At 61.7% G+C, this 25,320-nt stretch carries 21 protein-coding genes and 1 pseudogene; 12 read left to right on the top strand and 10 right to left on the bottom strand.

From position 1 onward, the window contains the following. The coding region (locus tag DNK59_RS15945) for a retention module-containing protein (RefSeq protein ID WP_146249908.1) at window positions 1-3,869 on the bottom strand (3,869 nt) is incomplete at its 3' end. Window positions 3,870-4,444: 575 nt separating this feature from the next. Between DNK59_RS15945 and DNK59_RS15935 the strand changes: the two genes are divergently transcribed. The 3 genes from DNK59_RS15935 to DNK59_RS15925 are packed head-to-tail and all read left to right on the top strand — an operon-like array spanning window position 4,445 to window position 9,366. After that, a complete protein-coding gene (locus DNK59_RS15935) occupies window positions 4,445-5,821 on the top strand; it encodes a TolC family outer membrane protein (protein WP_110723804.1) in 1,377 nt (458 codons plus the stop codon). A gap of 18 nt (window positions 5,822-5,839) precedes the next feature. Further along, complete coding sequence (locus DNK59_RS15930) at window positions 5,840-7,999, top strand: type I secretion system permease/ATPase (RefSeq protein WP_110723803.1); 2,160 nt, start codon at window positions 5,840-5,842, stop codon at window positions 7,997-7,999. Window positions 8,000-8,010: 11 nt separating this feature from the next. Further along, on the top strand, window positions 8,011-9,366 hold the full coding sequence (locus DNK59_RS15925; RefSeq protein WP_110723802.1) for an HlyD family type I secretion periplasmic adaptor subunit: 1,356 nt from the start codon (window positions 8,011-8,013) through the stop codon (window positions 9,364-9,366). 102 nt (window positions 9,367-9,468) lie between these two features. On the opposite strand, the gene DNK59_RS15920 is transcribed toward DNK59_RS15925, so the two are convergent. Together DNK59_RS15920 and DNK59_RS15915 are read right to left on the bottom strand one after the other, a co-directional pair. After that, the gene (locus tag DNK59_RS15920) at window positions 9,469-10,068 is read right to left on the bottom strand and encodes a tRNA-uridine aminocarboxypropyltransferase (protein ID WP_110723801.1); all 600 of its coding nucleotides are present in this window, start codon (window positions 10,066-10,068) and stop codon (window positions 9,469-9,471) included. Between the two features lie 9 nt (window positions 10,069-10,077). Further along, window positions 10,078-10,971 carry a LysR family transcriptional regulator gene (locus DNK59_RS15915; RefSeq protein WP_110723800.1) on the bottom strand — a complete coding sequence of 298 codons (894 nt, stop codon included), beginning with the start codon at window positions 10,969-10,971 and terminating at the stop codon, window positions 10,078-10,080. A gap of 357 nt (window positions 10,972-11,328) precedes the next feature. On the opposite strand from DNK59_RS15915, the gene speB reads away from it, so the two are divergent. After that, the gene (speB, locus tag DNK59_RS15910) at window positions 11,329-12,279 is read left to right on the top strand and encodes an agmatinase (RefSeq protein WP_011059912.1); all 951 of its coding nucleotides are present in this window, start codon (window positions 11,329-11,331) and stop codon (window positions 12,277-12,279) included. Window positions 12,280-12,613: 334 nt separating this feature from the next. Continuing rightward, window positions 12,614-14,002: a sodium:solute symporter gene (locus tag DNK59_RS15905; RefSeq protein WP_092320485.1), complete on the top strand. Its 1,389-nt coding sequence runs from the start codon at window positions 12,614-12,616 to the stop codon at window positions 14,000-14,002. A 232-nt stretch (window positions 14,003-14,234) separates the two neighbouring features. Here DNK59_RS15905 and DNK59_RS32110 read toward each other — a convergent pair whose 3' ends face one another. Continuing rightward, window positions 14,235-14,363, bottom strand: a complete 129-nt coding sequence (locus DNK59_RS32110; RefSeq protein ID WP_011059908.1) for a PA1414 family protein — start codon at window positions 14,361-14,363, stop codon at window positions 14,235-14,237. 133 nt (window positions 14,364-14,496) lie between these two features. Further along, the gene (locus DNK59_RS15900) at window positions 14,497-15,390 is read right to left on the bottom strand and encodes a LysR family transcriptional regulator (protein ID WP_110723814.1); all 894 of its coding nucleotides are present in this window, start codon (window positions 15,388-15,390) and stop codon (window positions 14,497-14,499) included. A gap of 103 nt (window positions 15,391-15,493) precedes the next feature. On the opposite strand from DNK59_RS15900, the gene DNK59_RS15895 reads away from it, so the two are divergent. Then, window positions 15,494-16,654, top strand: coding sequence for an MFS transporter (locus DNK59_RS15895; protein ID WP_110723799.1), 1,161 nt, complete (start codon window positions 15,494-15,496; stop codon window positions 16,652-16,654). A gap of 9 nt (window positions 16,655-16,663) precedes the next feature. On the opposite strand, the gene DNK59_RS15890 is transcribed toward DNK59_RS15895, so the two are convergent. Both DNK59_RS15890 and DNK59_RS15885 read right to left on the bottom strand, forming a co-directional pair. After that, window positions 16,664-17,587, bottom strand: coding sequence for a DMT family transporter (locus DNK59_RS15890; RefSeq protein WP_092320482.1), 924 nt, complete (start codon window positions 17,585-17,587; stop codon window positions 16,664-16,666). Between the two features lie 86 nt (window positions 17,588-17,673). Next, window positions 17,674-18,510 (bottom strand): S1 RNA-binding domain-containing protein, encoded by an 837-nt coding sequence (locus tag DNK59_RS15885; protein WP_092320481.1) that lies wholly within the window; start codon window positions 18,508-18,510, stop codon window positions 17,674-17,676. A gap of 353 nt (window positions 18,511-18,863) precedes the next feature. Between DNK59_RS15885 and DNK59_RS15880 the strand changes: the two genes are divergently transcribed. From DNK59_RS15880 to DNK59_RS15870, 3 genes are all read left to right on the top strand, one after another. Next, entirely contained in the window at window positions 18,864-19,052 is a 189-nt protein-coding gene (locus DNK59_RS15880; RefSeq protein WP_016962619.1) for a hypothetical protein, read from the top strand. 198 nt (window positions 19,053-19,250) lie between these two features. Continuing rightward, entirely contained in the window at window positions 19,251-19,970 is a 720-nt protein-coding gene (locus DNK59_RS15875) for a TorF family putative porin (RefSeq protein WP_110723798.1), read from the top strand. Between the two features lie 71 nt (window positions 19,971-20,041). Then, window positions 20,042-20,917, top strand: coding sequence for a DUF6279 family lipoprotein (locus DNK59_RS15870; RefSeq protein ID WP_110723797.1), 876 nt, complete (start codon window positions 20,042-20,044; stop codon window positions 20,915-20,917). Window positions 20,918-20,961: 44 nt separating this feature from the next. On the opposite strand, the pseudogene DNK59_RS15865 reads toward DNK59_RS15870, so the two are convergent. After that, a pseudogene (locus DNK59_RS15865) lies at window positions 20,962-21,078 on the bottom strand (transcriptional regulator); the annotation flags it as partial. A gap of 193 nt (window positions 21,079-21,271) precedes the next feature. Here DNK59_RS15865 and DNK59_RS15860 point away from each other — a divergent pair. Both DNK59_RS15860 and DNK59_RS15855 read left to right on the top strand, forming a co-directional pair. Further along, window positions 21,272-22,015 (top strand): thioredoxin family protein, encoded by a 744-nt coding sequence (locus tag DNK59_RS15860; protein ID WP_110723796.1) that lies wholly within the window; start codon window positions 21,272-21,274, stop codon window positions 22,013-22,015. Window positions 22,016-22,133: 118 nt separating this feature from the next. Then, window positions 22,134-23,081 carry a GyrI-like domain-containing protein gene (locus tag DNK59_RS15855; protein WP_110723795.1) on the top strand — a complete coding sequence of 316 codons (948 nt, stop codon included), beginning with the start codon at window positions 22,134-22,136 and terminating at the stop codon, window positions 23,079-23,081. 142 nt (window positions 23,082-23,223) lie between these two features. Here the strand turns inward: DNK59_RS15855 and DNK59_RS15850 are convergent, their stop codons facing one another. Beyond that, a complete protein-coding gene (locus DNK59_RS15850; RefSeq protein ID WP_110723794.1) occupies window positions 23,224-23,805 on the bottom strand; it encodes a hypothetical protein in 582 nt (193 codons plus the stop codon). Between the two features lie 443 nt (window positions 23,806-24,248). On the opposite strand from DNK59_RS15850, the gene DNK59_RS15845 reads away from it, so the two are divergent. Further along, on the top strand, window positions 24,249-24,521 hold the full coding sequence (locus DNK59_RS15845) for a hypothetical protein (protein ID WP_110723793.1): 273 nt from the start codon (window positions 24,249-24,251) through the stop codon (window positions 24,519-24,521). A gap of 160 nt (window positions 24,522-24,681) precedes the next feature. Here the strand turns inward: DNK59_RS15845 and DNK59_RS15840 are convergent, their stop codons facing one another. After that, the gene (locus DNK59_RS15840; protein ID WP_256596395.1) at window positions 24,682-25,089 is read right to left on the bottom strand and encodes a hypothetical protein; all 408 of its coding nucleotides are present in this window, start codon (window positions 25,087-25,089) and stop codon (window positions 24,682-24,684) included. Window positions 25,090-25,320 lie beyond the last annotated feature (231 nt).

The raw sequence follows: 25,320 nt of genomic DNA, 5'->3' as shown, positions 1-25,320 counted from the left end.
GCGCTGCTGCCATCGGTATCGGTAGCCACCACGCTGAAGTGTTCGCTCAGGCTGTTGGCGCCGTTGGCCGTCGGATGGGCATCGTTACAGTTGAGGGTGTAGCTGTAACTGACAACGCCGGTACCGGCGTTGTAGCCAGTGATGGTCAGGGTGTTACCCAGGGTGGTGGTGACGCTTTGCGGGAAGCCCGCAGCCACACCGCCGCTGACCACATTGATACCGCCCACGCTCAAACTCTGCACACCGTCCAAGGCCGTCACGGTGAAACTGCCGCTCTGGGTCAGCGACGTAGTGTCCGGATTGCTGCCGGTGGTCAGGTTTTTTTCGTAGACAGTGAGTTCGCCACCGTTGACCTCCAAACCATTCAAGATCACCGGATCGTCATTGTTGTGCACCTGCAACACCAGGTTGGCGGTGCTGGGGTCGCCATCGGAGTCGGTCAAGGTGTAGGTGAAAGTTTCACTGCCACTGCCCCCGCCCTTGAGCGCCAGGAAAGCCGGATCACTGGTGTGCACGCTGTAGGTGTAACTGCCATCAGCCGCCAGCACCAAGGTGCCGTAGGTGCCATTGAAAGTACCGGCAGTCACCGGTCCACTGGGCACGCGGTCTGCACCTTGGGTGTCGTTGCTCAGCACGTTGCCGGTCAGGGTCAGCTGGCTCTCCGAGGCCGTGCCCGGGTTGCTGTCGTTGACTGCGGTGGGCAGGTCGTCCACCACATTCACATCCAGCGACCCCGTGGCGCTGCTGCCATCGGTATCGGTAGCCACCACGCTGAAGTGTTCGCTCAGGCTGTTGGCGCCGTTGGCCGTCGGATGGGCATCGTTACCGTTGAGGGTGTAGCTGTAACTGACAACGCCGGTACCGGCGTTGTAGCCAGTGATGGTCAGGGTGTTACCCAGGGTGGTGGTGACGCTTTGCGGGAAGCCCGCAGCCACACCGCCGCTGACCACATTGATACCGCCCACGCTCAAACTCTGCACACCGTCCAAGGCCGTCACGGTGAAACTGCCGCTCTGGGTCAGCGACGTAGTGTCCGGATTGCTGCCGGTGGTCAGGTTTTTTTCGTAGACAGTGAGTTCGCCACCGTTGACCTCCAAACCATTCAAGATCACCGGATCGTCATTGTTGTGCACCTGCAACACCAGGTTGGCGGTGCTGGGGTCGCCATCGGAGTCGGTCAAGGTGTAGGTGAAAGTTTCACTGCCACTGCCCCCGCCCTTGAGCGCCAGGAAAGCCGGATCACTGGTGTGCACGCTGTAGGTGTAACTGCCATCAGCCGCCAGCACCAAGGTGCCGTAGGTGCCATTGAAAGTACCGGCAGTCACCGGTCCACTGGGCACGCGGTCTGCACCTTGGGTGTCGTTGCTCAGCACGTTGCCGGTCAGGGTCAGCTGGCTCTCCGAGGCCGTGCCCGGGTTGCTGTCGTTGACTGCGGTGGGCAGGTCGTCCACCACATTCACATCCAGCGACCCCGTGGCGCTGCTGCCGTCCACGTCAGTGGCCAGCACACTGAAGTGTTCGCTGAGGCTGTTGGCGCCATTGGCCGTCGGATGGGCATCGTTACCGTTGAGGGTGTAGCTGTAGCTGACTACCCCGGTGCCTGCGTCATAACCGGTGACGGTCAAGGTGTTGCCCAACCCTGTGGCAATGGATTGCGGAAACCCCGCCACCACCCCGCCGCTGATCACGCTGATGCCTCCCACGTTCAGGCTCTGCAGACCATCAAGGGCCGTCACGGCAAAGGTGCCGCTCTGGGTCAATGCCGGAGTATCCGGGCTGCTGCCGGTGGTCAGGTTCTTCTCGTAGACGGTGAGCTCGCCGCCATTGACCTCCAGGCCGCTCAAGGTCACAGGGTCATCATTGTTGTGCACCTGCAGCACCAGGCTCGCCGTGCTCGGGTCGCCATCGGAGTCGGTCAGGGTGTAGGTGAAGGTGTCGCTACCATTGCCGCCACCGCCCAGCGCCAGGAACGCCGGATCGGTGGGATGCAGGGTGTAGGTGTAGGAACCATCCGCCGCCAGTACCAGGGTGCCGTAGGTTCCGCTGAAGGTGCCAGCCGTGATCGGCCCGGAAGCCACCCGGTCGGCGCCCTGCACGTCGTTGCCCAGCACATTGCCAGTCAGGCTCAACAAGCTTTCCGAAGCGGTCCCGGGATTGCTGTCGTTGACCGCCGTGGGCAGGTCGTCCACCACGTTCACATCCAGGGAGCCACTGGCGCTGCTGCCGTCCACGTCAGTGGCCAGCACACTGAAATGCTCGCTGAGGCTGTTGGCGCCGTTGGCCGTCGGATGGGCATCGTTACCGTTGAGGGTGTAGCTGTAGCTGACTTCTCCGCTGGCCAGGTTGAAACCGGTGATGGTCAGGGTATTGCCCAGGCCAGTGGTGACGCTTTGCGGGAAACCCGCCGGTACGCCGCCACTGACCACGGTGATACCGCCGACGCTCAAGGTTTGCAGACCGTCCAAAGCGGTCACAGTGAAGGTGCCTGTCTGGGTCAGGGCCGGGGTATCCGGATTGCTGCCTATGGTCAGGTTCTTCTCATAGACGGTGAGCTCGGCCCCCTCGACCTCCAAGCCTCGCAGCAGTACCGGATCATCATTGTTGTGCACCTGCAGCACCAGGTTGGCGGTGCTGGCGTCGCCATCGGCATCGGTCAGGGTGTAGGCGAAGGTTTCAGTGCCATTACCGCCGCCCTTGAGCGCCAGGAAGGCGGGATCAGTGGGGTGAACGGTGTAGGTGTAGGAGCCATCCGCCGCCAGCACCAAGGTGCCGTAGGTGCCATTGAAGGTGCCGGCGGTAACAGGTCCGGCAGCCACTCGGTCGGCGCCCTGCACATCATTGCTCAGCACATTGCCGCTCAGGGTCAGTTGGCTTTCCGAGGCGGTGCCCGGGTTGTTGTCATTGACTGCCGTGGGTACATCGTCGGTGATATTGACGTCAAGGGTGTTGCTGGCCGAGTCGCCATTGCTGTCGATGGCGACCACAGTGAACTGCTCGCTCAGGCTGTTGGCGCCCCCACCTGCGGAGTGCAGGTCATTGCCATTGAGGGTGTAGCTGTAGCTGACCACCCCGGTGGCCGCGTTGAAGCCGGTGATGGTCAGGGTATTGCCCAGACCAGTGGCGATGGATTGCGCAAAAGCCGCCACGACACCGCCGCTGACCACATTGATGCCACCGACATTCAGGCTGAGCAGCCCATCCGGGGCCGAGACGCTGAAGCTGCCACTCTGGGTCAGGGCCGCCGGGTTGCTTGCCGAACCCTGCTCCAGGTTGGCTTCATTGACCGTCAGTTCGCCGCCCTCCACCGAAAGCCCACTCAGGCTCACAGGGTTATTGGGGGCCGCACCGTTGAGCGTCACCAGACCATCGAGGCGTTCAGGGACAAACTCGGGAATGCCATTGAAGCCGGCTGTCGGAAAGCCGATCACCGGCTCGACTCGGCCACCGACCTCTTCCAGCAGGACGAAGCTGTGACCGCCGCCCTGGGCGCCCGGCGCACCACCGGCAGCGGTGGGCCCAGCAGCAGTGGCTTCGGCAGTTTGGGTCGGGTCATCACCGGCGGCGATGGCCTTTTGCAGTTGTTGGACATCGCTCAGTTGCGCATCACTGGGCGCCGGCGCTTGCGGGGTATCGACATGGGGGGCTTGCTGGTCCAGCCATTGCGCCGTCAGTTGCTGAGTGCTGTCACGACCCAGGGTCAGGTCCTGGCCATTTTGCAGATGCACCGCCACCGCACCTTCGGCTCCAGTGACCAACTGCTCACCGACAAACAGCCGGTCCCCTTCCACCAGGACCCGGCGGGCGCCATCCGCCGCTACCGCATAAACCTGCCCGATCACCCTGGTCACAATGCCGATTAACGTTGCCATGTGCACTCCTCCGATGCCGAGAGCAATCGACATCCGCTTGCTAGCGGCAGTGCAGACAGCGTTAACCCGTGGTTGAACAGACCCTGTGCCTGGCAGCTCCGCCCCCATGGCGAAGCGCGCCAGTCTTGATGTCCCGCCCTCCCTTGCAACCCGTTGGAAGGCTGATACCGCAGGGCGCCGGGCAAAATTGCCGCATGTACACCTTGGGATCGCTCACCAACTCCGTTGTGCGGAACAGCCTAAACGGCCACGCCAAAAAAATGCCGCAAAATACTGTTCCACAACGCCTTCCTTGTAACCACTTCCCCGCCCTGAACCACCTGAAATTTGAACCTCCCCAGACACTCCAGAAAATGCCTCAACACCTGAAAATCCGGGGTCTGCGATTGGAACAATGTCTTGCTTTTACAAACCTGCATAAGTTTTTTTTGGCATAAAAGTTATGAATTTTTTTTCTTAACTATGCTTCTGGATGTTCTTAGCTCTGTTGTAAACAAGATGAAACGGTTAAACCTCAATTTTTAAGTCAAGTTTTTGACTAGCCCATTGTTTCACTGGATCAGGGAGAGACACCCATGCGCGTTTTCACCCCCCTCAGCGGTGCAGTTCTTCTGGCTTCAATCTGCGCCAGCCCGGCTCAGGCCATGTCCTTGACTGAAGCGATCCAGAGCACTCTGGACAACCACCCTGAGCTTCGCGCCAGCCAGAACAACCGGCTGTCCGCCGATGAAGATGTGAAGGTGGCCAAGGGTGGCTTCTATCCCAGCCTGGATCTCAATGCCGGCTACGGCCGCGGCTACAGCGACAACACCACCACCCGCGGCTACGGCGTGGCGCGCGGCACCGGCAACCACAACACCGAGACTCTGAATTACACCCAGTCGGAACTGCGCCTGCGGCAGATGCTCTTCGACGGTTTCAACACCACCAATGAAGTGGGCCGCACCCGGTCGGTGGTCAACTCCCGTGCCTACTACACCCGCGGCACCGCCGAAAGCCTCGCCCTGCGCACCATCGAGGTGTACCTGGAGGTGCTCAAGCGCCGTGAACTGGTGACCCTGGCCAAGAACAACCTGCAGGCCCACCTGCGGGTCAACGACCAGATCGGCCTGCGCAGCCAGCAGGGCGTGGGCAGTAACGCCGACCTCGACCAGTCCAAGGCCCGGCGTGCCCTGGCGGAAAACAACTACGACACCGCCCAGGTCGACCTGGCCGATGCCGAGGCCAACTTCTACAGCGCGGTGGGACGCCTGCCCGATGAGCTGGAAAGCCTGCCGTCGATCCGCGGCGAAATCCCGCAGAACCTCAACGACGCCAAGCAGAGCATGCTGCTGAACAACCCCTACCTGAAATCCGCCCAGGCCGACATCCAGGCGGCGGAGAGCCAGTACGAAGTGGCCAAGTCCCCCTTCTATCCACGCTTTGACGCCGAGGCCGCAGTCAACGCCAACGACAACGTGCGGGGCGACCTGGGCCATGACAACGAATGGCGGATCGGGGTGATCATGAACTACAACCTGTTCCGCGGCGGCAGTGACAAGGCCCGCCTGCAGTCCGACGCGCACAAGATCAACCAGGCCATGGACATCCGCAACAACGCCCTGCGCATGCTCAACGAAAACCTCACCCTGGCCTGGAACGCCATGCTCAACGCCAAGAAACAGACCCCCACCGCCCGGGAATATGCAGAAACCACCACCCGGGTGCGGGCCGCCTACCAGGACCAGTTTGGCCTCGGCCAACGCACCCTGCTCGACCTGCTGGACAGTGAAAACGAACTGTACAACGCCAACCGCCGCTACACCGAAGTGCGCTACACCGAAGAGTTCTCCATGTACCGGGTCCTGGCCAACATGGGCGAGCTGCTGAACAAGGAAAAAGTCGTGGTGCCGGCCGAAGCCATCGCCCAGAGCGAAGTGAAAAGCGAGGCACGCCTGCCGGATATGAAGTAGTGCCGTGGAGGACTCGATTTGACCAGCCTCGAACCCGGGAGCCAGCACGCCGATCCGCGTGCCAGCTTCGATGATCCGCTGTTGGACGGATTGCTGATCCTGTGCCGACTCCACGGATGCAACGTCAGCCGGGGCAGCCTCAGCGCAGGCTTGCCCCTGGACAAGCAACGCCTGAGCCTCGACCTGTTGCCCCGGGCCGCGGCCCGGGCCAGTTTGCAGGCACGCCTGCTGCGCCGGGAACTGGGGGCGATTTCCGCCCTCAACCTGCCGGTGCTGCTGATCCTCCACCACGGCCGGTGCGCGGTGCTCAGGCGCTGGGGCGAGGATGGCCAGGCCCTGCTTCTGCCCAGCGAGGCCGAAGGGGGCGAGCAGTGGGTCAGCCGCGAGGAACTGGCCCGGGAATACAGCGGCCAGGCCCTGTTCGCCCGCCCCCGCCATGAACTCGAAGACCTGCGCAGCCCCCTGGTGCCCAGGGTCGAAGCCTGGTTTCGCGACACCCTGAAGCTCTCTCGCTGGCTCTACAGCGACGCCATTCTCGCCAGCTTGCTGATCAACCTGCTGGGCCTGATGGTGCCGCTGTTCGTGATGCAGACCTACGACCGCGTGGTGCCCAACCAGGCCACCTCGACGCTCTGGGTTCTTACCCTTGGGCTGCTGCTGGGCACCGGCTTCGAACTGGTGTTGCGGGTGGTGCGGGCCCACCTGCTGGATCAGGCCGGGAAAAAGACCGACGTGATCCTCTCCGCCACCCTGTTCGAACGCATCACCGGCATGAACATGAAGGCCCGCCCCGCCACCATCGGCGGCTTTGCCCAAAGCATCCACGACTTCCAGGGCCTGCGGGAGTTCCTCACGGCCGTGACCCTGACCAGCCTGATCGACCTGCCCTTCGCCCTGCTGATGCTGATGGTGATCGGCCTGCTCGGGGGCTGGCTGGTGGTGATCCCGATACTGGCATTCCCCATCACCATCGTCTTCGCCATGCTGATCCAGGTGCGCCTGCGCGACACCGTGCAAAAAAGCCTGGCCCTGGGCGCCGAACGTCAGGCGCTGTTGATCGAGACCCTCGGCGGCCTGGAAACCCTCAAGGCCTGCAGCGCCGAAAGCGAACGCCAGCACAAGTGGGAAAGCACCCACGGCGCCCTGACCCGCCTCGACAGTCATGCCCGCAACCTCTCGGCCCTGGCCACCAACGGCACCCTGTTCATTCAGCAGTTGTCCGGCATGGCCACCATCGTCGCCGGGGTCTACAGCATCATCGCCGGCAACCTCAGCGTCGGCGCCCTGGTGGCCAGCTACATGCTCGGCAGCCGGGTCCTGGCGCCATTGGGACAGATCGCCGGGCTGATCACCCGCTACCAGCAGGCGCAGTTGACCATGCGCAGCACCGACGCGCTGATGGCCCTGCCCCAGGAACGCGATGCCCGTCAGCGGCCTCTGGAGCGCACCCAGTTGCAAGGCGCCCTGGAAGTCAGCCGAGTGAGCTTTCGCTACCCCGGGCAGAGCACCCCGGCGCTGAACAACATCAGTTTCAGCCTCAAGCCCGGAGAGCGGGTCGGCATCATCGGCCGCAGCGGCTCGGGGAAAAGCACCCTGGCCCGGCTGTTGATGGGCTTTCTCGCCCCGGAGGAAGGCCAACTGCTGCTGGACGGCCTGGACCTGCGGCAACTGGACGTGGCCGACCTGCGTCAGCAGACCGGCTACGTCGCCCATGACCTGCCACTGCTGGCCGGCAGCCTGCGGGACAACCTGACCCTGGGCGCACGCTACATCAGCGACGCCCGAATGCTCGAAGTCGCTGAGCTCACCGGGGTCACCGAACTGGCCCGCCAGCACCCCCAAGGCTTCGACCGACCGGTCGGTGAACGCGGGCAACTACTGTCCGGCGGCCAGCGCCAGGCGGTGCTGCTGGCCCGGGCCCTGCTGCTGGACCCGCCGATCCTGCTGCTGGACGAACCCACCAGTGCCATGGACAACAGCAGCGAGGACGCTCTGCGTCAGCAACTGCACGCCAAGGTCCAGGGCAAGACTCTGCTGCTGGTGACCCACCGCACTTCGATGCTCAGCCTGGTGGACCGCCTGGTGGTTCTGGACGAAGGGCGGATCGTCGCCGACGGACCGAAAGACGCGGTTATCGATGCACTGCGCAAGGGCCGTGTCGGCTCTGCAGCCGTCTAGGAGTGCCGAGCATGTCTACACCATCGTCGCCCCGGGGTTACCTGGGCAGCTTTCGCCGCAGCGCGGAAAGCGAATTCATGCCGGAAACAGTCGGCGCCTCCTTGCAGGACTCGCCCCGCGGATCACGGCTGACGGTCTGGATCGCCGCCGCGCTGATCCTCTGTGCCCTGGTATGGGCCAGGTTCGCGGTGCTCCAGGAAGTCACCATGGGCGAAGGCAAGGCCATTCCTTCGAGCAAGGTCCAGGTGATCCAGAACCTGGAAGGCGGCATTGTCACCGAGATCTTCGTCCGCGAAGGGCAGATGGTGGACAAGGGCCAGACCCTGCTGCGCCTGGATGACACACGCTTCCGCTCGAACAAGGGCGAGAGCGAGGCTGATCGCTTCGCCTTGATGGCCCAGGTCGAGCGACTGTCCGCCGAAGCCGAGGGCAAGCCCTTCAGCCCGTCCGCCGAAGTGCTGAGCAAGGCGCCGCAAGTGGCGGAGGACGAGCGCGCGCTGTACGACCAGCGCCAGCGACGCCTGGCCAGCGAGCAGCGCACCCTCAGCGAACAGCTGCGGCAGAAGACCCAGGAACTGGCGGAGTTTCGCTCCAAGCAGGGGCAATACAGCTCCAGCCTGGCCCTGCTCAATCAAGAGATGAACATGTCGACACCGCTGGTGGGCACCGGCGCCGTGTCACCGGTGGAGATCCTGCGGCTCAAGCGCAGCGCGGTGGAGATTCGCGGCTCCCTGGACGCCACCACCCTGGCCATTCCACGGGCCGAATCGGCCATCAACGAAATCAAGAGCAAGATCGACGAATCGGTGCAGACCTTCCGCTCCGATGCCGCCAAGGAGCTCAACGCCAAACGCACCGACCTGTCGAAGATCACCGCGTCGGGGATCGCCATCGATGACCGGGTCAACCGCACCACGGTGGTATCGCCGGTGCACGGTGTGATCAAGCAGCTCAAGGTCAACACCATCGGCGGCGTGGTCCAGCCCGGCAGCGACCTGGTGGAAATCGTGCCCATGGAAGACAACCTGCTGATCGAGGCCAAGGTCCGGCCTCAGGACGTGGCCTTCCTGCACCCAGGACAGAAAGCCATGGTCAAGTTCAGCGCCTACGACTACACCATCTACGGCGGCCTGAGCGCCAAGCTGGAGCTGATCGGCGCCGACACCATCACCGACGACAAGGGCAACAGCTTTTATCTGATCCAGGTGCGCACCGACAAGAACCACCTGGGGGGCGACACCAATCCCCTGCTGATCATCCCCGGCATGGTGGCGACGGTGGACATCATCACCGGCGAGAAAAGCGTGCTGGACTACCTGCTCAAGCCCGTGCTCAAGGCCCGCACCGAAGCCATGCGCGAACGCTGACTGCAGCGTACGTAGGAGCCGGCTTGCCGGCGAAGAGGCCCTCTGACTGTGCAGCAGACTTGAGAGTGCTTTCGCGGGCAAGCCCGCTCCTACAGAAAAAACTCAGGGTTTGGCGCTGTGATTGCGTTGGTAGGTGTCTTCGCCCATCGCGGCGATCTGCCCTTCGATCAAGGCCTCGAAGGGGCGCAGCAAGGGCTCGAAGGAGGTCGGTGCCTCCAGCACCTGCAACGCCTGGACAATGGCTTCCAGGGTCGACAGCGCACCCGGCCCCGGGGCCTTGCGCAGGCGATAGCGCGAAGGCGTCGCAGCGGCCAGGGTCACTCGCGGCAGGGCCGCCAGCAGCGGATTGAGGTGCAACAGCTTGCGCGCCTTGCGCCAGGTGCCGTCGGGCACCACCAGCAGCAGCGGCTCATCCGTCTCGGCGTAGGCCTGCAATGGCTGGGCATCATCCGCCGGGAACAGCAAACAGGCCCGGTATCCGGGCTGGGCGAGCAGCGCCGGCAAGTCCTCGAACACCTCGCCAACCACCAACTCGGCGTTACTCAACCCCAGCGCTGCCAGTCGCGCCGTGTTCAGGGCATGGTTGACCTCGCTGGGATGCTGCAACAGCAGCACCCGGGTGCGACTGGGCAGCCGCGGTATCAGTGGGCATAGACAGTGGCCCTCAGGGCGCAGGCAACGCTCGCAGCGTGCTCGGGACATGGAGATTCCTTATGACTGATTGAGCTGAGCCTTGAGCAGGTCGCGGAAGGTCTGGATCAGCGGCTCACGGCCCCGGCCACGGCGCATGATCATGGAGAACGGCGCCTGATAACCGAAGGTCGCCGGCAGCAGCACCCGCAGATCCCCCTTGTCGGCCCAGGCCTGGGCGTAATGTTCCGGCAGGTAGCCGATGTAGGCCCCGGACAACACCAGGATCAACTGCGCCTCCATGCTTTCCACGGTCGCCGCGCTGTGCTTGAAGCCGTGACGGGCCAGCTCGGCCTGGCTCCAGTAGCCGCGACCCACCATGCGCTGCTGGGTGATGACCTGCTCGGGAATGCGCCGCTCGCTGTACAGCGGATGCCGGTTGCTGCAGTACAGCCAGTGCTGCTCACGGTACAGCGGCATGTACACCAGGCCGCTCATGCGTGTGGAAAAGGCACCGATGGCCAGGTCCAGGCGGTTGTCCTGCACCCCCAGTTGCAGCTCGTGCGGGCTCATCACCGACAGGTGCAAATGCACCGCCGGATGCTCCTGACTGTAGGCACCGATGGCCTCGGCGAACGGCAAAGCCTTGTCGCTGACGGTGGAGTCGATCACTCCCAGGTTCAGGGTGCCGCGCAACTCGCCCTTGAGGGCGGCCGCGTACTGCTCGAAGCCCTCCAGTTCCCCCAGCAGGCGCAAGGTTTCCTGGTGGAACAGCTCGCCCTTGCTGGTCAGGCTGAATCCACCCCGGCCACGGTGACAGAGAACCAGCCCCAGGAAGGCTTCCAGCTGGCTCATGTAGGTGCTGATGGCCGACGTCGAGAGGTTGAGCTCGTGCTGGGCATTGGCGAACCCCTGATGGCGCACCACGCTGACGAAGATGCGCAATAGTTTCAGATCAGGTAAAGCGTTGGCCATGACAGGCTCCGATAACAGGCAAAACGACCACTTCCCTGTGACAAGTGCGCGTGCTCACGCCGTGCGATGAAGCAGCCTCGATGCCGTCCATGCCCACTTTCAATCGCCCCCGTTACCTGAATAACACTGCTTGTAGCACCGGGCGGGGGCAGACTGCTGCGCCCCGCAGGGCATTGGCAGCAGCGCGGGAGTCTAGCGCGGCCCCGATCATTAGTTTAGAAAAATCTGAACTAAGTATTTGTCCGTAGCGATTCTTTCCCCGCACTACATTTCGCAGAATCGGCCCACTCGGTTGAACGGGCGGCACCTGCTGCGCCCGCAACCTCATAAATATAAAACAACGATGAGGCCTATCCCGTGGACAAGATTCTCCACCAACCACTGGGCGGCAACGAAATGCCGCGCTTCGGCGGCATCGCCACCATGATGCGTCTTCCCCATCTGCAATCCGCTGCCGGCCTGGACGCGGCCTTCGTCGGCGTGCCATTGGACATCGGCACCTCGCTGCGCGCCGGCACCCGTTTCGGCCCGCGGGAAATCCGCGCCGAATCGGTGATGATCCGCCCCTACAACATGGCCACCGGTGCCGCCCCGTTCGACTCGCTGTCGGTGGCCGATATTGGCGATGTGGCGATCAACACCTTCAACCTGCTGGACGCGGTACGCATCATCGAAGAAGCCTACGACGGCATCCTCGAACACAACGTGATTCCCCTGACCCTGGGCGGCGACCACACCATCACCCTGCCGATCCTGCGGGCCATCCACAAGAAACACGGCAAGGTCGGGCTGGTGCACATCGATGCCCACGCCGACGTCAACGACCACATGTTCGGCGAGAAGATCGCCCACGGCACCACCTTCCGCCGCGCCGTGGAAGAGGGCCTGCTGGACTGCGACCGGGTGGTACAGATCGGTCTGCGTGCCCAGGGCTATACCGCCGAAGACTTCAACTGGAGCCGCAAACAGGGCTTCCGCGTAGTCCAGGCCGAAGAGTGCTGGCACAAATCCCTGGAACCGCTGATGGCCGAGGTCCGTGAAAAGGTCGGCAACGGCCCGGTGTACCTGAGCTTCGACATCGACGGTATCGACCCGGCCTGGGCACCGGGCACCGGCACTCCGGAAATCGGCGGCCTGACCACCATCCAGGCCATCGAGATCGTCCGTGGCTGCCAGGGCCTGGACCTGGTGGGCTGCGATCTGGTGGAGGTTTCGCCACCTTACGACACCACCGGCAACACCTCGCTGCTGGGCGCCAACCTTTTGTACGAAATGCTCTGCGTGCTGCCCGGCGTGGCCCACCGCTGAGTCCCGGCCCTGGGAGGGCTGGTGCCGCGCTCAAGCACGAGCGCGGCCATGGATCCGTCATGCAAAGGAGCGCAACACCTTAGCCAACGTGATCGGAGCAGATCATGAATAACAATAAAGAACACCGCCTCAAGCACATGAACAACGGGGACACACAGATCCCCGCCCCGCGCTGCAGCACCCTGTACGACCTCTCTCGAAACAGGCCGCCCTTGGCCTGAACTGCCCAGCAACCGCAGCTCTTGCGACAGACCGGTCGCCACCGGTCGAACGGTTGGCCGTCCGCATCCGCGGCTGGCAACAACAATAACAATTTGCTTTTGAGGACCCGAACATGGGCTTGGACATTCTCGTAGTACTGATCTATGCCGCCGGCATGATCACCCTGGGGTGGTACGGCATGCGCCGGGCCAAGACCCGTGACGACTATCTGGTAGCCGGCCGCAACCTCGGGCCGGGCTTTTACCTGGGCACCATGGCGGCCACCGTATTGGGCGGCGCCTCGACCATCGGCACCGTGCGCCTGGGCTACGTCCACGGCATTTCCGGCTTCTGGCTCTGTGGCGCCATCGGCCTGGGCATCGTCGGACTCAGCCTGTTCCTGGCCAAACCCTTGCTGAAACTGAAGATCTATACCGTCACCCAAGTGCTGGAGCGCCGCTACAACCCCGCGGCACGCCATGCCAGCGGACTGATCATGCTGGTCTATGCGCTGATGATCGGGGCCACCTCGACCATTGCCATAGGCACCGTGATGCAGGTGCTGTTCGGCTTGCCGTTCTGGGTATCGATCCTGGTGGGCGGTGGTGTGGTGGTGCTCTATTCGACCATCGGCGGCATGTGGTCGCTGACCCTGACCGACATCGTGCAGTTCCTGATCATGACCATTGGCCTGGTGTTCCTGCTGATGCCGCTGTCCATCGTCGACGCCGGCGGCTGGGATAGCCTGGTGGCCAAGTTGCCAGCCAGCTATTTCGACTTCACCGCCATCGGCTGGGACACCATCCTCACCTACTTCCTGATCTACTTCTTCGGCATCTTCATCGGCCAGGACATCTGGCAGCGGGTGTTCACCGCCCGCAGTGAAGGCGTTGCGAAAATCGCCGGAACCGCGGCCGGCCTCTACTGCGTGCTCTACGGATTGGCCGGCGCCTTGATCGGTATGGCCGCCAAGGTGCTGCTGCCGGACCTGGACAACGTCAACAACGCCTTCGCCAGCATCGTCCAGACCAGCCTGCCCAACGGCATCCGCGGCCTGGTCATCGCCGCCGCACTGGCTGCCCTGATGTCCACCGCCAGCGCCGGCCTGCTGGCCGCCTCCACCACCGTGACCCAGGACCTGCTGCCACGCCTGCGTGGTGGTCGTCAGAGCGGCAACGGAGACGTCCATGAAAACCGTATTGCGACCCTGCTGCTGGGCATCGTGGTGCTGGGCATCGCCCTGGTGGTGAGTGACGTGATCAGCGCCCTGACCCTGGCCTACAACCTGCTGGTGGGCGGCATGCTGATTCCACTGATAGGGGCCATCTACTGGAAACGCGCCACCACCGCCGGAGCCATTACCAGCATGTCCCTGGGGTTCATCACGGCGCTGTTCTTCATGTTCAAGGACGGCCTGGACGCCAACACCCCGATCTATTACAGCCTGGCCGTAGGCCTGGTGAGTTTCGTCGCGGTGAGCCTGCTCTCTCGTCGCCCGGCACCGCTGGCCAGCACGATCTGACCTGAAGTCGGACGCCTGAAGCTTTTTCTTCGACGGGTGCGGCGTCGGTGGCCGCACCCGTTTTTTTTCGCCCGCAAGAAAGTGCCCAGGCAACGCAGCTGAGTGCTGCAGACGCGAGGCCGTGGAGTGTAACTATAGAGATTACCGCGCATACCCCGGGATCAGGCCCAAAGTCTTGCGATGGGAAAAACCAGGCGCGAGACGGAGTCTGCACTCCGCACTCGCGGCAAGCTCAACGGCGACGTTGCTGGCGGCGCCGCAGCTCTTCGTCGGTAGGAATCGGCACCGGTTGCAGCGGCGGCTCGATCAGGCCCAAAGCGACGCCAAGGTCGTGAAGCCAGCTTTGCAGTTTGTCTTTCATAGTGCCCCCTCAGGGTCGTGCCGAGCGGCGGTACTGCGCCGCTTCAAGCAGATAATAGTCCTAACTTATCCCGCGCGCTGCCTCGCAATCGCAATGAACTGTTACTGGATTGAGACGAATCGGCCAAGGCTATTCAGCCATTGGCCCTCAGCAGCGGCACCTGGTGCCCGAAGGCGCCCTGCTGCAGTTCGATCCAGGCATTGAGGTTGGCCCCCAGCATGCCCTTGCGCCACATCAGCCAGGTGGTGGTGTGGGCAAACGGCTCGGCCAAAGCATGCACCGCCACGCTTTCACGCCCCGGGAGGCTGTCGAGCATCGACTGGGCCATCAGCGCCACCCCGGAACCGGCAATCACGCAGGCCAGCATGCCCTGATAGGACTCGATCTCCATGGCCCGGCCCATGGCTGCGTGATAGTGGGCAAACCAGGACTCCAGGCGCATGCGATAGGAGCAGCCCTGACGAAAGGTGAACACCGCCCGGCCCTCCACATCCCGGGCAGTACGCACTGGAGGGTGATCGGCCTCACTGATCAGTACCAGGGTTTCATCGCACAACGGCACGCCATCCAGCCCCGCCAGCTCCAGGGGGCCATCCACCAGGGCCGCGTCCAGGCGTCCGGTGAGCAAGCCTTCGAGCAACTCGCCGCTGGGCCCGGACTGCACCTGCAGATTCACCGCCGGATAGGTCCGGTGATAGCGCGCCAGCAGCGCCGGCAGATGAATGGCCGCGGTGCTGTACATGGTGCCGAGGACGAAATCCCCGGCCGGCTGACCGCCTTGCACCGCGGCATGAGCTTCGTCGTGCAGGGCGAACAGCCGCGCGGCGTAATCGAGCAGCACCTTGCCCGCCGGTGACAGTTGCAAGCGCTGGCGCTCACGCAGAAACAGCTCGACACCCAACTGCTCCTCCAGTTGCTTGAGCCGGGTCGAGAGATTCGACGGCACCCGGTGCAGGCGCTCGGCGGCCCGGGTAATGGACCCCTCCTCGGCCACAGCCTGGAAAATACGCAGTTGGCTGAACTCCATGATCTTCTCCAAAACTGAACAAGTTTCTCACTATTATTCATTTTTAAGGAAAGTCAATCCGCCCTAGCCTGACGGTCATTGTCCTTGCCGATGGAAGACCGCCATGTCCCCCCTGCTGCGCCTGCTTGCCAGTTTCATTGCCTTGATGATGGCCATGGGCATTGGCCGCTTCGCCCTGACGCCACAGTTGCCGCACCTGATCAGCGAAGGCCAGGTCGACCTGACCGCCGCCGGACTGATCGCCGCCGCCAACTACCTGGGCTATTTCGTCGGCGCTCTGGACGCCATGTTCGCCCGGCGCCCGGCCCAGGTACGCCTGCGCCTGTTGAGCGGCCTGTGGTTGTGCGTACTGCTGACCCTGACCTCGTTCTGGGCCCAGGGCTTCTGGCCGCATCTGGTGCTGCGCTTCGGCACGGGCCTGGCCAGTGCCTGGGTGCTGGTGATGATCACGGCCCTGAGCCAGCCCCTGGCCCTGGCGGCGGGTCGGCCACGCCTGGGCGCCCTGGTGTTCGCCGGCCCGGGGCTGGGGATCATGCTCACCGGGCTGCTGGCCCTGGGCGCCAATCTGCTGGGGCAGAGCTCGGCCAACCTGTGGCTGCTGTATGGCGCCGTGGCCTTGTTGATGTTGCTGGCGATCCTGCCGATCCTGCCCCGGACTTCCAGCAGCCAGCGGCTCGTCCCACAGCCGATCGCGGAAAATCAGCAGAGCGTGGGCCGCCTCGGGCTGGTCTACGGCCTGTACGGCGTGGGCTACATCATCCCCGCAACCTTTCTCTCGCAGATGGCCAGCGCGCGCTTTCACGGCCAGTGGCAAGCCGATCTGTTCTGGCCCGGCTTCGGCCTGGCCGCCGCCCTGGGAGTAGCCCTGGTCAGCCTGCGCCGACAACGCCCGGACAGCACTCGCCACTGGCTGATGGCGACCCTATGGCTGCAGGCCGCGGGGGTCTTCGCTTGCCTGCTGGGCAGTGGCCTGGGACTGGTGCTGGGAGTGCTGCTGTGCGGCACGCCATTCCTGGCCTGCATGCAACTGGTCATGCAGCGCTCACGGGAACTGGCACCACAGTCGGCCCAGCGCAATGCCGGGTTGCTGACCGCCTGCTTCGCCATGGGTCAGTTAAGCGGTCCATTGCTGGCGGCCCTGAGCAGTCATTTCAACGGCGATCTGCAACCGGCGCTGGTGGTCGCAGGCTGCGGCTTACTGCTCGGCGGCAGCTTGTTGTGGACGCAGCCGCTGGCAGCGCCACGTTGCCCGGCAGTCTCGTGAGGTCGGCGGCTACAGCCAGCGCCGGATGCGTCGACGCAACCATTGCTCGGCGCTGACGAAGGTGATGCCCAGCAGTACCAGCATGGCACCGAGCACAAAGTTGAGGCTCAGCGGCTCACCCAGCAACAGTACGCCGAAGGTCACGCCGAACATCGGCGTCATGAAGGAAAACACCGCCAGATTTGCCGCCAGATAGCGACGCAGCAGCCAGAACCAGGTCAGGTAGCTGAAAAACGACACCACCAGCCCCTGGAACAGCACGCTGGCCACCGCCACCGGGGTCAGGCTGACCTGGGTCACCTGACCGCTGAGCACGGCAATCAGCAGCAGGCCGACAAACCCGACGATCAGCTGATAGAACAGGGTCAGGGTGGCAGGCGCTTCCGACAGCCGTGAAGCTCGTACCACCACCGTGGTTGCCCCCCAGGCCAGCCCGGCCAGCAACCCCAGCAGGTCGCCCAGGAGCATGCGCCAGTCCAGGTTGTCGAGGGAGATGCCACCGGCAAAGGCAATGCTGATGCCAATGAACGCGAGGACGATCCCCAGCCACTGCAAGGGCCGCAAGCGCTCACTGGGCAGCAGCCAATTGACCCCCAGGGCAGTGAAGATCGGCGCGGTGTAGAGAAACACCGACATGTGCGCGGCACTGGTGAGCTTCAATCCTTCGGCAATGAACAAAAACTCCAGGCCGAACAGGGCGCCGGCCAGCAGACCGGCGCGCCAGGTGCCGGGAATCTGCGACCAGCCGCCCTTCCAGCACATCAACAGGGCCACCAGCAGCGCCGAAATCCCGGAACGGGCGGCCGCCTGCATCACCGGGGCGATGTCCGCCGCCGCCCACTTGATCATGACCTGCTGTACGCCCCAGATCAGGCACAAACCCAGCATCACCTGCAGGGCAAAGCCATCGGCGTTGCGCCGCTCGATACTCACGGGCATTCCTCATATTGATTCAACGACATGAACGCCCCCACAAGGGCAATGACGATGCACCTCGACTGTCGGGGGCGAAGGACGATTCAGTTCAGTTCGATACGGTCGGCATGAATGACGATCTGGCCCTGCTTGTAGAGCGCACCGATGGCCTTCTTGAAGTTGCCCTTGCTGACCCCGAACAAACTGCTGATCAATGCCGGATCGCTCTTGTCGCTGACCGCCAGGGAGCCATTGTTCTCGCGCAACTTGGCGAGGATCTTCGAGTTCAGACTGGTGGCCGCCTCTTCACCCACAGGTTGCAGGCTCAAGCTGATCTTGCCGTCGGCGCGGACTTCCTTGATGAAACCTTTCTCTTGCATGCCGGAGCGCAGGAACTTGAACACCTCGTTCTTGTGAATCAGGCCCCAGTGCTTGTTATTGATGATGGCCTTGAAGCCCATGTCGGTGGACTCGGCCACCAGCAAGTCGACTTCCTGGCCAACCTTGTAGTTGGCGGGGGTCTTGTCCAGGTAGCGGTCCAGGCGGGCCGTGGCGGTGATACGACGGGTGTGCTTGTCCAGATAGACATGCACCACGCAGTATTCGCCGGCATTCATCTGGCGCTTTTCCTCGGAGTACGGCAGCAACAGATCCTTGGGCAATCCCCAATCCAGAAATACCCCGATGCTGTTAACTTCGACAACTTTAAGACTGGCGAACTCGCCGACTTGAACTTTCGGCTTTTCAGTAGTTGCGATCAACTTGTCGGCACTGTCCAGATAAACAAAAACGTTCAACCAGTCTTCATCTTCACTGGGAATATCCTTGGGAATATAACGATTGGGCAGCAAGATCTCGCCGTCCGCACCACCATCCAGATACAAACCAAAGTTAGTGTGTTTTACCACTTGCAAACTGTTGTAGCGCCCGACTAAAGCCATTTCCAATACCCTCGTTACGTGGGCGGCATTCTACCTGTTTTCCACTGTGGCGTTGATGCTCCTGAGTCGCCCAGGGGAAAAATCAATGAACAGCCTTGATTTTTCTGGCCTTGGCGCCGATCAAGCGGCCACTCGTCAGGCAAAGGCGCATCTGCCTGACCGGAATCCGCTGCGCCAAGACCGCCTCGCCTACCAATAGTCCTTATTTAAAACAGCCACTTAGGTAGATATCAGCGAGATCAACTTAGAAAAAAACACAAAAAGCCGCGCGTTATTCCAGAGGATATTTACCAAGCAATTGTCAAGTATTTCTGATAGGATGCCTGGCCAAATTAATTTTCCCGAAAGGTTAAATGGCCGCCATGCGAGTAAAAGCCTCCAACAGCAAAGCAAAACCAGCTCCCGCCGTTGAAACCAGCGAATCGATCAATGAACAAATCGCGGCCTTCCTGAAGTCCGGCGGCGAAATCCAGCAAATTGCCAAAGGCGTCAGCGGCCAGACTTTCGGCCCGTCCAAGCAGATCAGCCTCGGCAAAAAGTAATTCCCCTCGCTCTATCCTGGTCCCTTAGCGCTTTGCCCTCAAAGCGCTAGGACTGGCACCCTGCTCCCCACCCCACTCCAGCAGAAATCGACGAACGGCCCTCATCCCCAGGCATTCGCCGGTATCCTTGCCGCCTTCCGGATAAATCGTTTCAGCCGACTTTCAGGTTGTCACTCCCCGCCGTTCAAGGAGTGCTGCATGCGCAACCCCGCCACACTGGCCCTCAGCCTGCTGCTGGCCTGCCCCATCGCCCTGGGACAGATAATCCAGCGAGATCTGGGCGACTTCGACCTCAAGCTGGGCACCAGCCCCAGCCGCAGCATGGCCCAGGGCCTGGTCAAACCCGCCTCCAGCGACTCCCTGCACGGTGGCCTCGACCTGAGCCACGACAGCGGCTGGTACTTCGGCCAATGGTCCCCCAGCATGGGCCTGAACCCCGCCAGCCCGCTTGAGGTGGATGCCTACCTGGGCTTCAAGCGCCCCTTCGACCAGACCCTGGGCTACGAACTGGGGATCATCCACTACAACTACCCGCAACGGCGCACCCAGGACAGTCAGGAGTTCTACGGCGGCTTGAGCCTGCTGGGCAGCCGCTTTGGCGCCGCCTTCAGCAACGACCCGGCCATGCGCAACAGCACCCTGTTTGCCGACCTGAGCGGCAACTCGCCGTTCGGCATAGGCATCAGCGTCAAATACACCGCTTACCAACTGACCAACGCTGTCGCCGTGGCCAACGGCAATGAAGTGGCAGGCTTCAATGACTGGTCGATCAAATTCTCGCGGCCCTGGCGGGGGATCGATCTGAAGCTGATCTACAGTGATTCAAGCCTGCGCGGTAGCAACTGCAGTGCCTACGCCGGGCACAACCCGCAGTGCGACGGCCTGCTCACCTTCAAGGCCGAACGGACGTTCTACTAGGCACAGGCATCTGAACTGTCAGCGGCCCGGCGGGTTCAGATACAGCAACCCGCACGCGCAAGGACACGCCCATGGCCCGCCGCCGGCACCTGCTCATCCCACTGCTGATCTGCAGCCTGCTGCTCGGCGCCTGCAGTCGGGTCGGCCTGGCTTATCGCAACCTGGATGTGATCATCCCCTGGACCCTCAACGACTACCTGGACATGAACCGCGAGCAGAAGAGCTGGTTCAACCAGCGTCTGCAGCAGCACCTGAGCTGGCATTGCACCACCCAACTGCCAGGCTACCTGGACTGGCTCGATCGCCTGCAAAGCATGGTGCAGAGCAATCAGGTCAGCGACGAGGCTCTGCAACAGCGAACCCGGGAAGCCAAGCAAGCCATCGCTGAAACCGCGCGACAGATCGTGCCCTCCGCGGTGGAGCTGCTCCAGGGCATGGACGACGGACAAGTCGCCGAGATGAACAACGCCTTGGCCAAGGACCAGCAGGAACATCGCGAGCAATACCTCAAGCCATCCCTGGCGCAGCAGATCGAACAGCGCAGTCAGCGCATGAGCAAACGCCTGAAATCCTGGATCGGCCCCTTGAGTCCCAGCCAGCAACGACGCATCGAGCAATGGTCGGCGTCCCTGGGCGAGCAGAACCAGCAGTGGGTCGCCAACCGCATCCACTGGCAGGCACAATTCAGCGCTGCCGTGGCGCAACGGCAAAACAGCGATTTCCCACAACGTATCGATCAACTGCTGGTGAACCGCGAGCAGCTATGGACAGAGGACTACCGCCAGGCCTACGCCCGCACCGAACAGGCCGCCCGCCACCTGCTGGTGGACCTGATGGCCACCAGCAGCCTTGAGCAGCGCCAACGCCTGCTGAAGAAGATCGACGGTGTACGCCAGGATTTCGCGGAACTCAAATGCCTGCAGAACGCCCGCCAGGACCCGCCCTGAGCTAGGCGATCCGAGCCTTGGAGGCCAGCCCGTCGAAGGTTTCCGGCGCCAGGGCCCGCCGCATGCTGCTCGGCATAAGGACGGGGAGCAAAACTATGGCCGGCGCCGTTCTGCACTTCGTGCAGCAGCCGCTCAATCAGCTCCCAGTTGTAAGTGCTCATACTGATTCAACCTCCAGACACAAGAATGAAATGCCGTTCATGGGTTGTGGCCGACAGGCCTTTCGACCATTCAGGAAATCTACCCAGGCCTGCGCCCCAGAGCGAAAAACCGCTGGGCGGTTTGTCGATCTGCCCCGGAGTCAAACGACTAGCGTGTGTAAGACGCTTCGCCCACTGCCAGAGGAGAAATGTCATGCCCGTTACCGAACATCCCGTGGTCTCCCGTGAACAATGGCTGCAAGCCCGCAAACAGCACCTGATCCACGAAAAGGCCTTTACCCGCCGGCGCGACCAGCTCAGCGCCGAACGCCGGGCGCTGCCGTGGGTAAAAATCGACAAGCCCTATCAGTTTCAAGGCGCCAATGGCCCGCTGAGCCTGGCGGACCTGTTTGGCGACCACAGCCAATTGCTGGTCTACCACTTCATGTTCGGCACCGGCTGGGAAGAGGGCTGCAAGGGCTGCTCGTTCCTCGCGGACCACTTCGATGGCGCCAACCTGCATCTGGCCCACCACGATGTGGCGCTGGTGGCGGTGTCCCACGCGCCCTACGCCGAATTCCAAGCCTTTCGCCAACGCATGGGCTGGCATTTTGACTGGTACTCCAGCGCCGGTGACGACTTCAACCAAGACTTTGGCGTCAGCCTCAGCGACGAGCAACTGGCCCAGGGAACTGCCAGCTACAACTACCAACAGGTCAGTGGCGATGAGCGTGAGCTACCCGGCCTGAGCGTGTTCTATCGCAACCCGCACGGTGAAATTTTCCACACCTATTCCACCTATGCCCGTGGGCTGGACCTGCTGCTGGGGACTTACAACTTCCTCGACCTGACGCCCAAGGGGCGCAACGAAGAACAGATCATGGACTGGGTTCGACACCACGACCGTTACCAGGAAACGCCCCGGAACAAGGGCAGCAGTTGCTGCTGTGACGACTGACAGCCTGTTCGCCGGCAGAAACCTCCCGTAGGAGCTGGCTTGCCGGCGAATCGCACACACAAATGGCACAAATCTGCGGCAGACTACGACGACCCTCACAGCCAACTAATCTGAAGACATGAGCGCCGCCTACCACAGCCTCCGCGAATACACCCTGCGCATGAACCGGGTGCTGGAGTACATCGACCAACACCTGGACCAGCCCCTGGAGCTGGCGGACCTGGCGCGGGTGGCGCATTTCTCGCCCTACCACTTCCACCGCCTGTTCAGCGCCTGGGTCGGCGAGCCCCTGGGCGCCTACCTGCGTCGCCGGCGCCTGGCCTGCGGCGCCTACCTCATGGCCTGCCGCCCCGCAGCCTCGATCCTGGAAATCGCCCTGGAAGTCGGCTTCGGCTCCGGCGAAGCCTTCTCCCGAGCCTTCAAGCAACACTTCTCGGTATCCCCCAGTACCTGGCGCGACACCGAACCCAAACGCTGGCACCGCCGCCTCGACGACATCCGCGAACGCCGCCTGCGTGAATTGAGCAATCCTGATCAGACCCACATTCCCGCCTTCGACGATCCTGACGCCTTCATTCACCTGAAGGAAACAGCGATGAACGTCACCCTGCAGCAACTGCCCGCCACCCGCGTGGCCTACCTGCGCTACTTCGGCGCCTACGGCCCGGGCATTGGGGTTTTCTGGCGCGAAACCGCCATGCCATGGATGCTCCAACACCAATTGTTCAACCGCGTGCGCTACGGCATCGGCCACGACGACCCGGACCTCACCCCGGCTGACAAATGCCGCTACGACGCCTGCGTCGAAGTGCCGGAAGACTTCAAGGCCAGCCCTCCCGCCGTGATCACCACCCTGCCCGGCGGCCTGTACGCCGTAGCGGCCTACCGCGGCCTTGGCCCCGACATCGGCAATGCCTGGATCGAACTGTGCCGCGACTGGCTGCCCAAGAGCGGCATGCAGTTCGACCCGCGCCCGGCGTTCGAACGCTATCCGGCGAATGCCTTCTACGACATCAAGACCGGGGAGCTGGAGTGTGAGATTTGTATTCCGGTGAAAAAGCTATAACCCAAAAAGCACGTTAACCCCCATGTAGGAGCGAGCTTGCTCGCGAAGAACGCCAACGATAACGCGCCGCAACTGAAAGAACGCAGCGCCCCTCGGGCTCATCGCAAGCAAGCTCGCTCCTAGCATCCCGCCACACACCCACTCAGCGCGAAGGAATGGCCGTGATATCACGAACGATGAACTTCGGCAGAGCGCGAACGTAGAAGTTCTCCACATCCGAATTACCGCTATTGGTGATCACCCCCAGCATGGTCTTCATATTGCGCAACTGGCCCATGGCCCCGGCCGGCTGCAAACCATTGCGCTCCTGGGTGAAATGCAACACCTCGGCGCCGTCGCGCTTGACCTGGACCTTGTAACCAAAATCGACACTGGCCAGGATCGTATTGTCATCGACGACCATCGACACCAGCCCGCCCTTGGAATCACTCAAACGGCGCTTGTACACCGCATTCACATCCAGCAAGTAGTCTGCGCTGTCCTTACTGGCGGCATAGCGATTGGCATTGCCCAATTGCCGGATCAACTCCATGCCCAGTTGCTGCCGCAACTTGTCCTCGGGCAGAAAGCGCTCGCTCTCGCCGACCAACTGCAGGTTGAAGGTGTCGATCCAGTAAGTGGCGGTAGCGGGAATCTGCACCGGTTTGGGCGAGATGTAATAGTCCGGCGTGGAAGCACAACCGGCGAGCAAAGCGAGGGTAAACAGCAGAGACAACAAACGCATAACGGATCTTCCTTGAGAGGGTTTTCAACAACGCACTGCCACCTGAAAACCACCGGTGGCATGGCCATAAGCGGCGGCATTGTAAGCCAGGAAAATCGCGGCGGACCGGGTCGAAAAGATCCTCTCGGCAAATTAGGAATTGCCTTACGGCAGAAGCAGACGATCCAGTAGGAATGGGGCTTTAAGGACAGGGGGAGCGCTGGATATAGTCGAGGGGTCGTTGAAAGGACGACCGGGTTTGGCGACCTGACACCAGAATTGATGCAAAAGCCTCTGCTTGCAGGTACTTTTGCTCCCGCACAATCGCTTCATGGCGGCTGTGCGTGGGAGATCCTTTTGGGTCTGCCGGCTTATCTGGTGCCGGTTCGCCAACCTGCGTACAGCTGCCACCTTTCGTTTGGCGACGGTAGGGACAGCATCACCCCATCACCAGAGAACTAACCATGAACAGATACATGTCGATTACCGGCCACGACTGCAACATTCCCTCACTGCTGATCGATACCCAGGCTCCCATTGATGTACTGCACGATGCAGCCGCGCATCGCATCCGAGCCGCAACTCAACTGCTGGAAAACTTCGCCATTTCTGATGAGGAGCCCAAAGGCGCAGTGGTGCTACAAGAACTGGCGCTGGTGTGCAGCATTTTGCTGCGAGATGGGTGTGATTTGATGGATGTGACGACAAGGCGAATGCAGGAGCAAGTGCTTCAGTAAGCAAAAAAGGGCGGCTTGAAAGTCGCCCTTTCTCTCTCGCCATTGATGGCGATATCGATCGATCAAAGGCTTAATTACTCTCTTTGACGATAGAGTGGCAACTACAACCAAAACGCACTACCACACCTAAGTTTCGTGCACTTATTCCGCACATCTTCAATCACTTCAAAACCACAACATAGCCTTTCAACTCTGCCTTTAGCCGCTCAAACAGATGTTCTCCTTCTTTATTAAACCCCGCCTCATCCTCCTCGCTAGAAAATCCAGAGTCAGGAGGATATTCTTCATCTAAGGTATCATCATACTTAAGTGCCCATGATATTAGATCAGCTTTGAGCTCTTGTGAAATCGGTAACTCCTCGGGATCAACATTCCCAATAGAGTCTGGCGACAAACTCCACAATGGAAAACACTGATAGTCAGGCATCAGCTTAATAACTTTCATTCCACCCTCAAAATTAGTTACACCCTTGAGAGCAACTTTACTTTTATGATCCGATATAGATACCCTCGGCAGATCCAGGCGAGCTAATAGGCCAGTTAATTTTTTTAGCCACCCCAGCAGCAAGCCCTCTTATTTCCTCCCAGTGGACAGAGTCGTACAAAGAATTTTTAGTCCAAATCTGCGAATTAGACTCACCACTAATAGATAAAATATTCTCATCTAGATTTTTATTGCCAATAGCGCGCCTGCTGACACCATCTCTCTAAAAACCTCAAGACCTTCTAAGACACCCTCCCAAATTAATGCAAGCTCATCTGCAACATTAACAAAAGTTGGAAATAAACGCACCTACTC

The sequence above is a fragment of the Pseudomonas sp. TKO26 genome (assembly GCF_003225665.1).
GTDB classification, from domain to species: Bacteria; Pseudomonadota; Gammaproteobacteria; order Pseudomonadales; family Pseudomonadaceae; genus Aquipseudomonas; species Aquipseudomonas saponiphila.
This window is presented reverse-complemented; position numbering and strand designations above follow the sequence as displayed.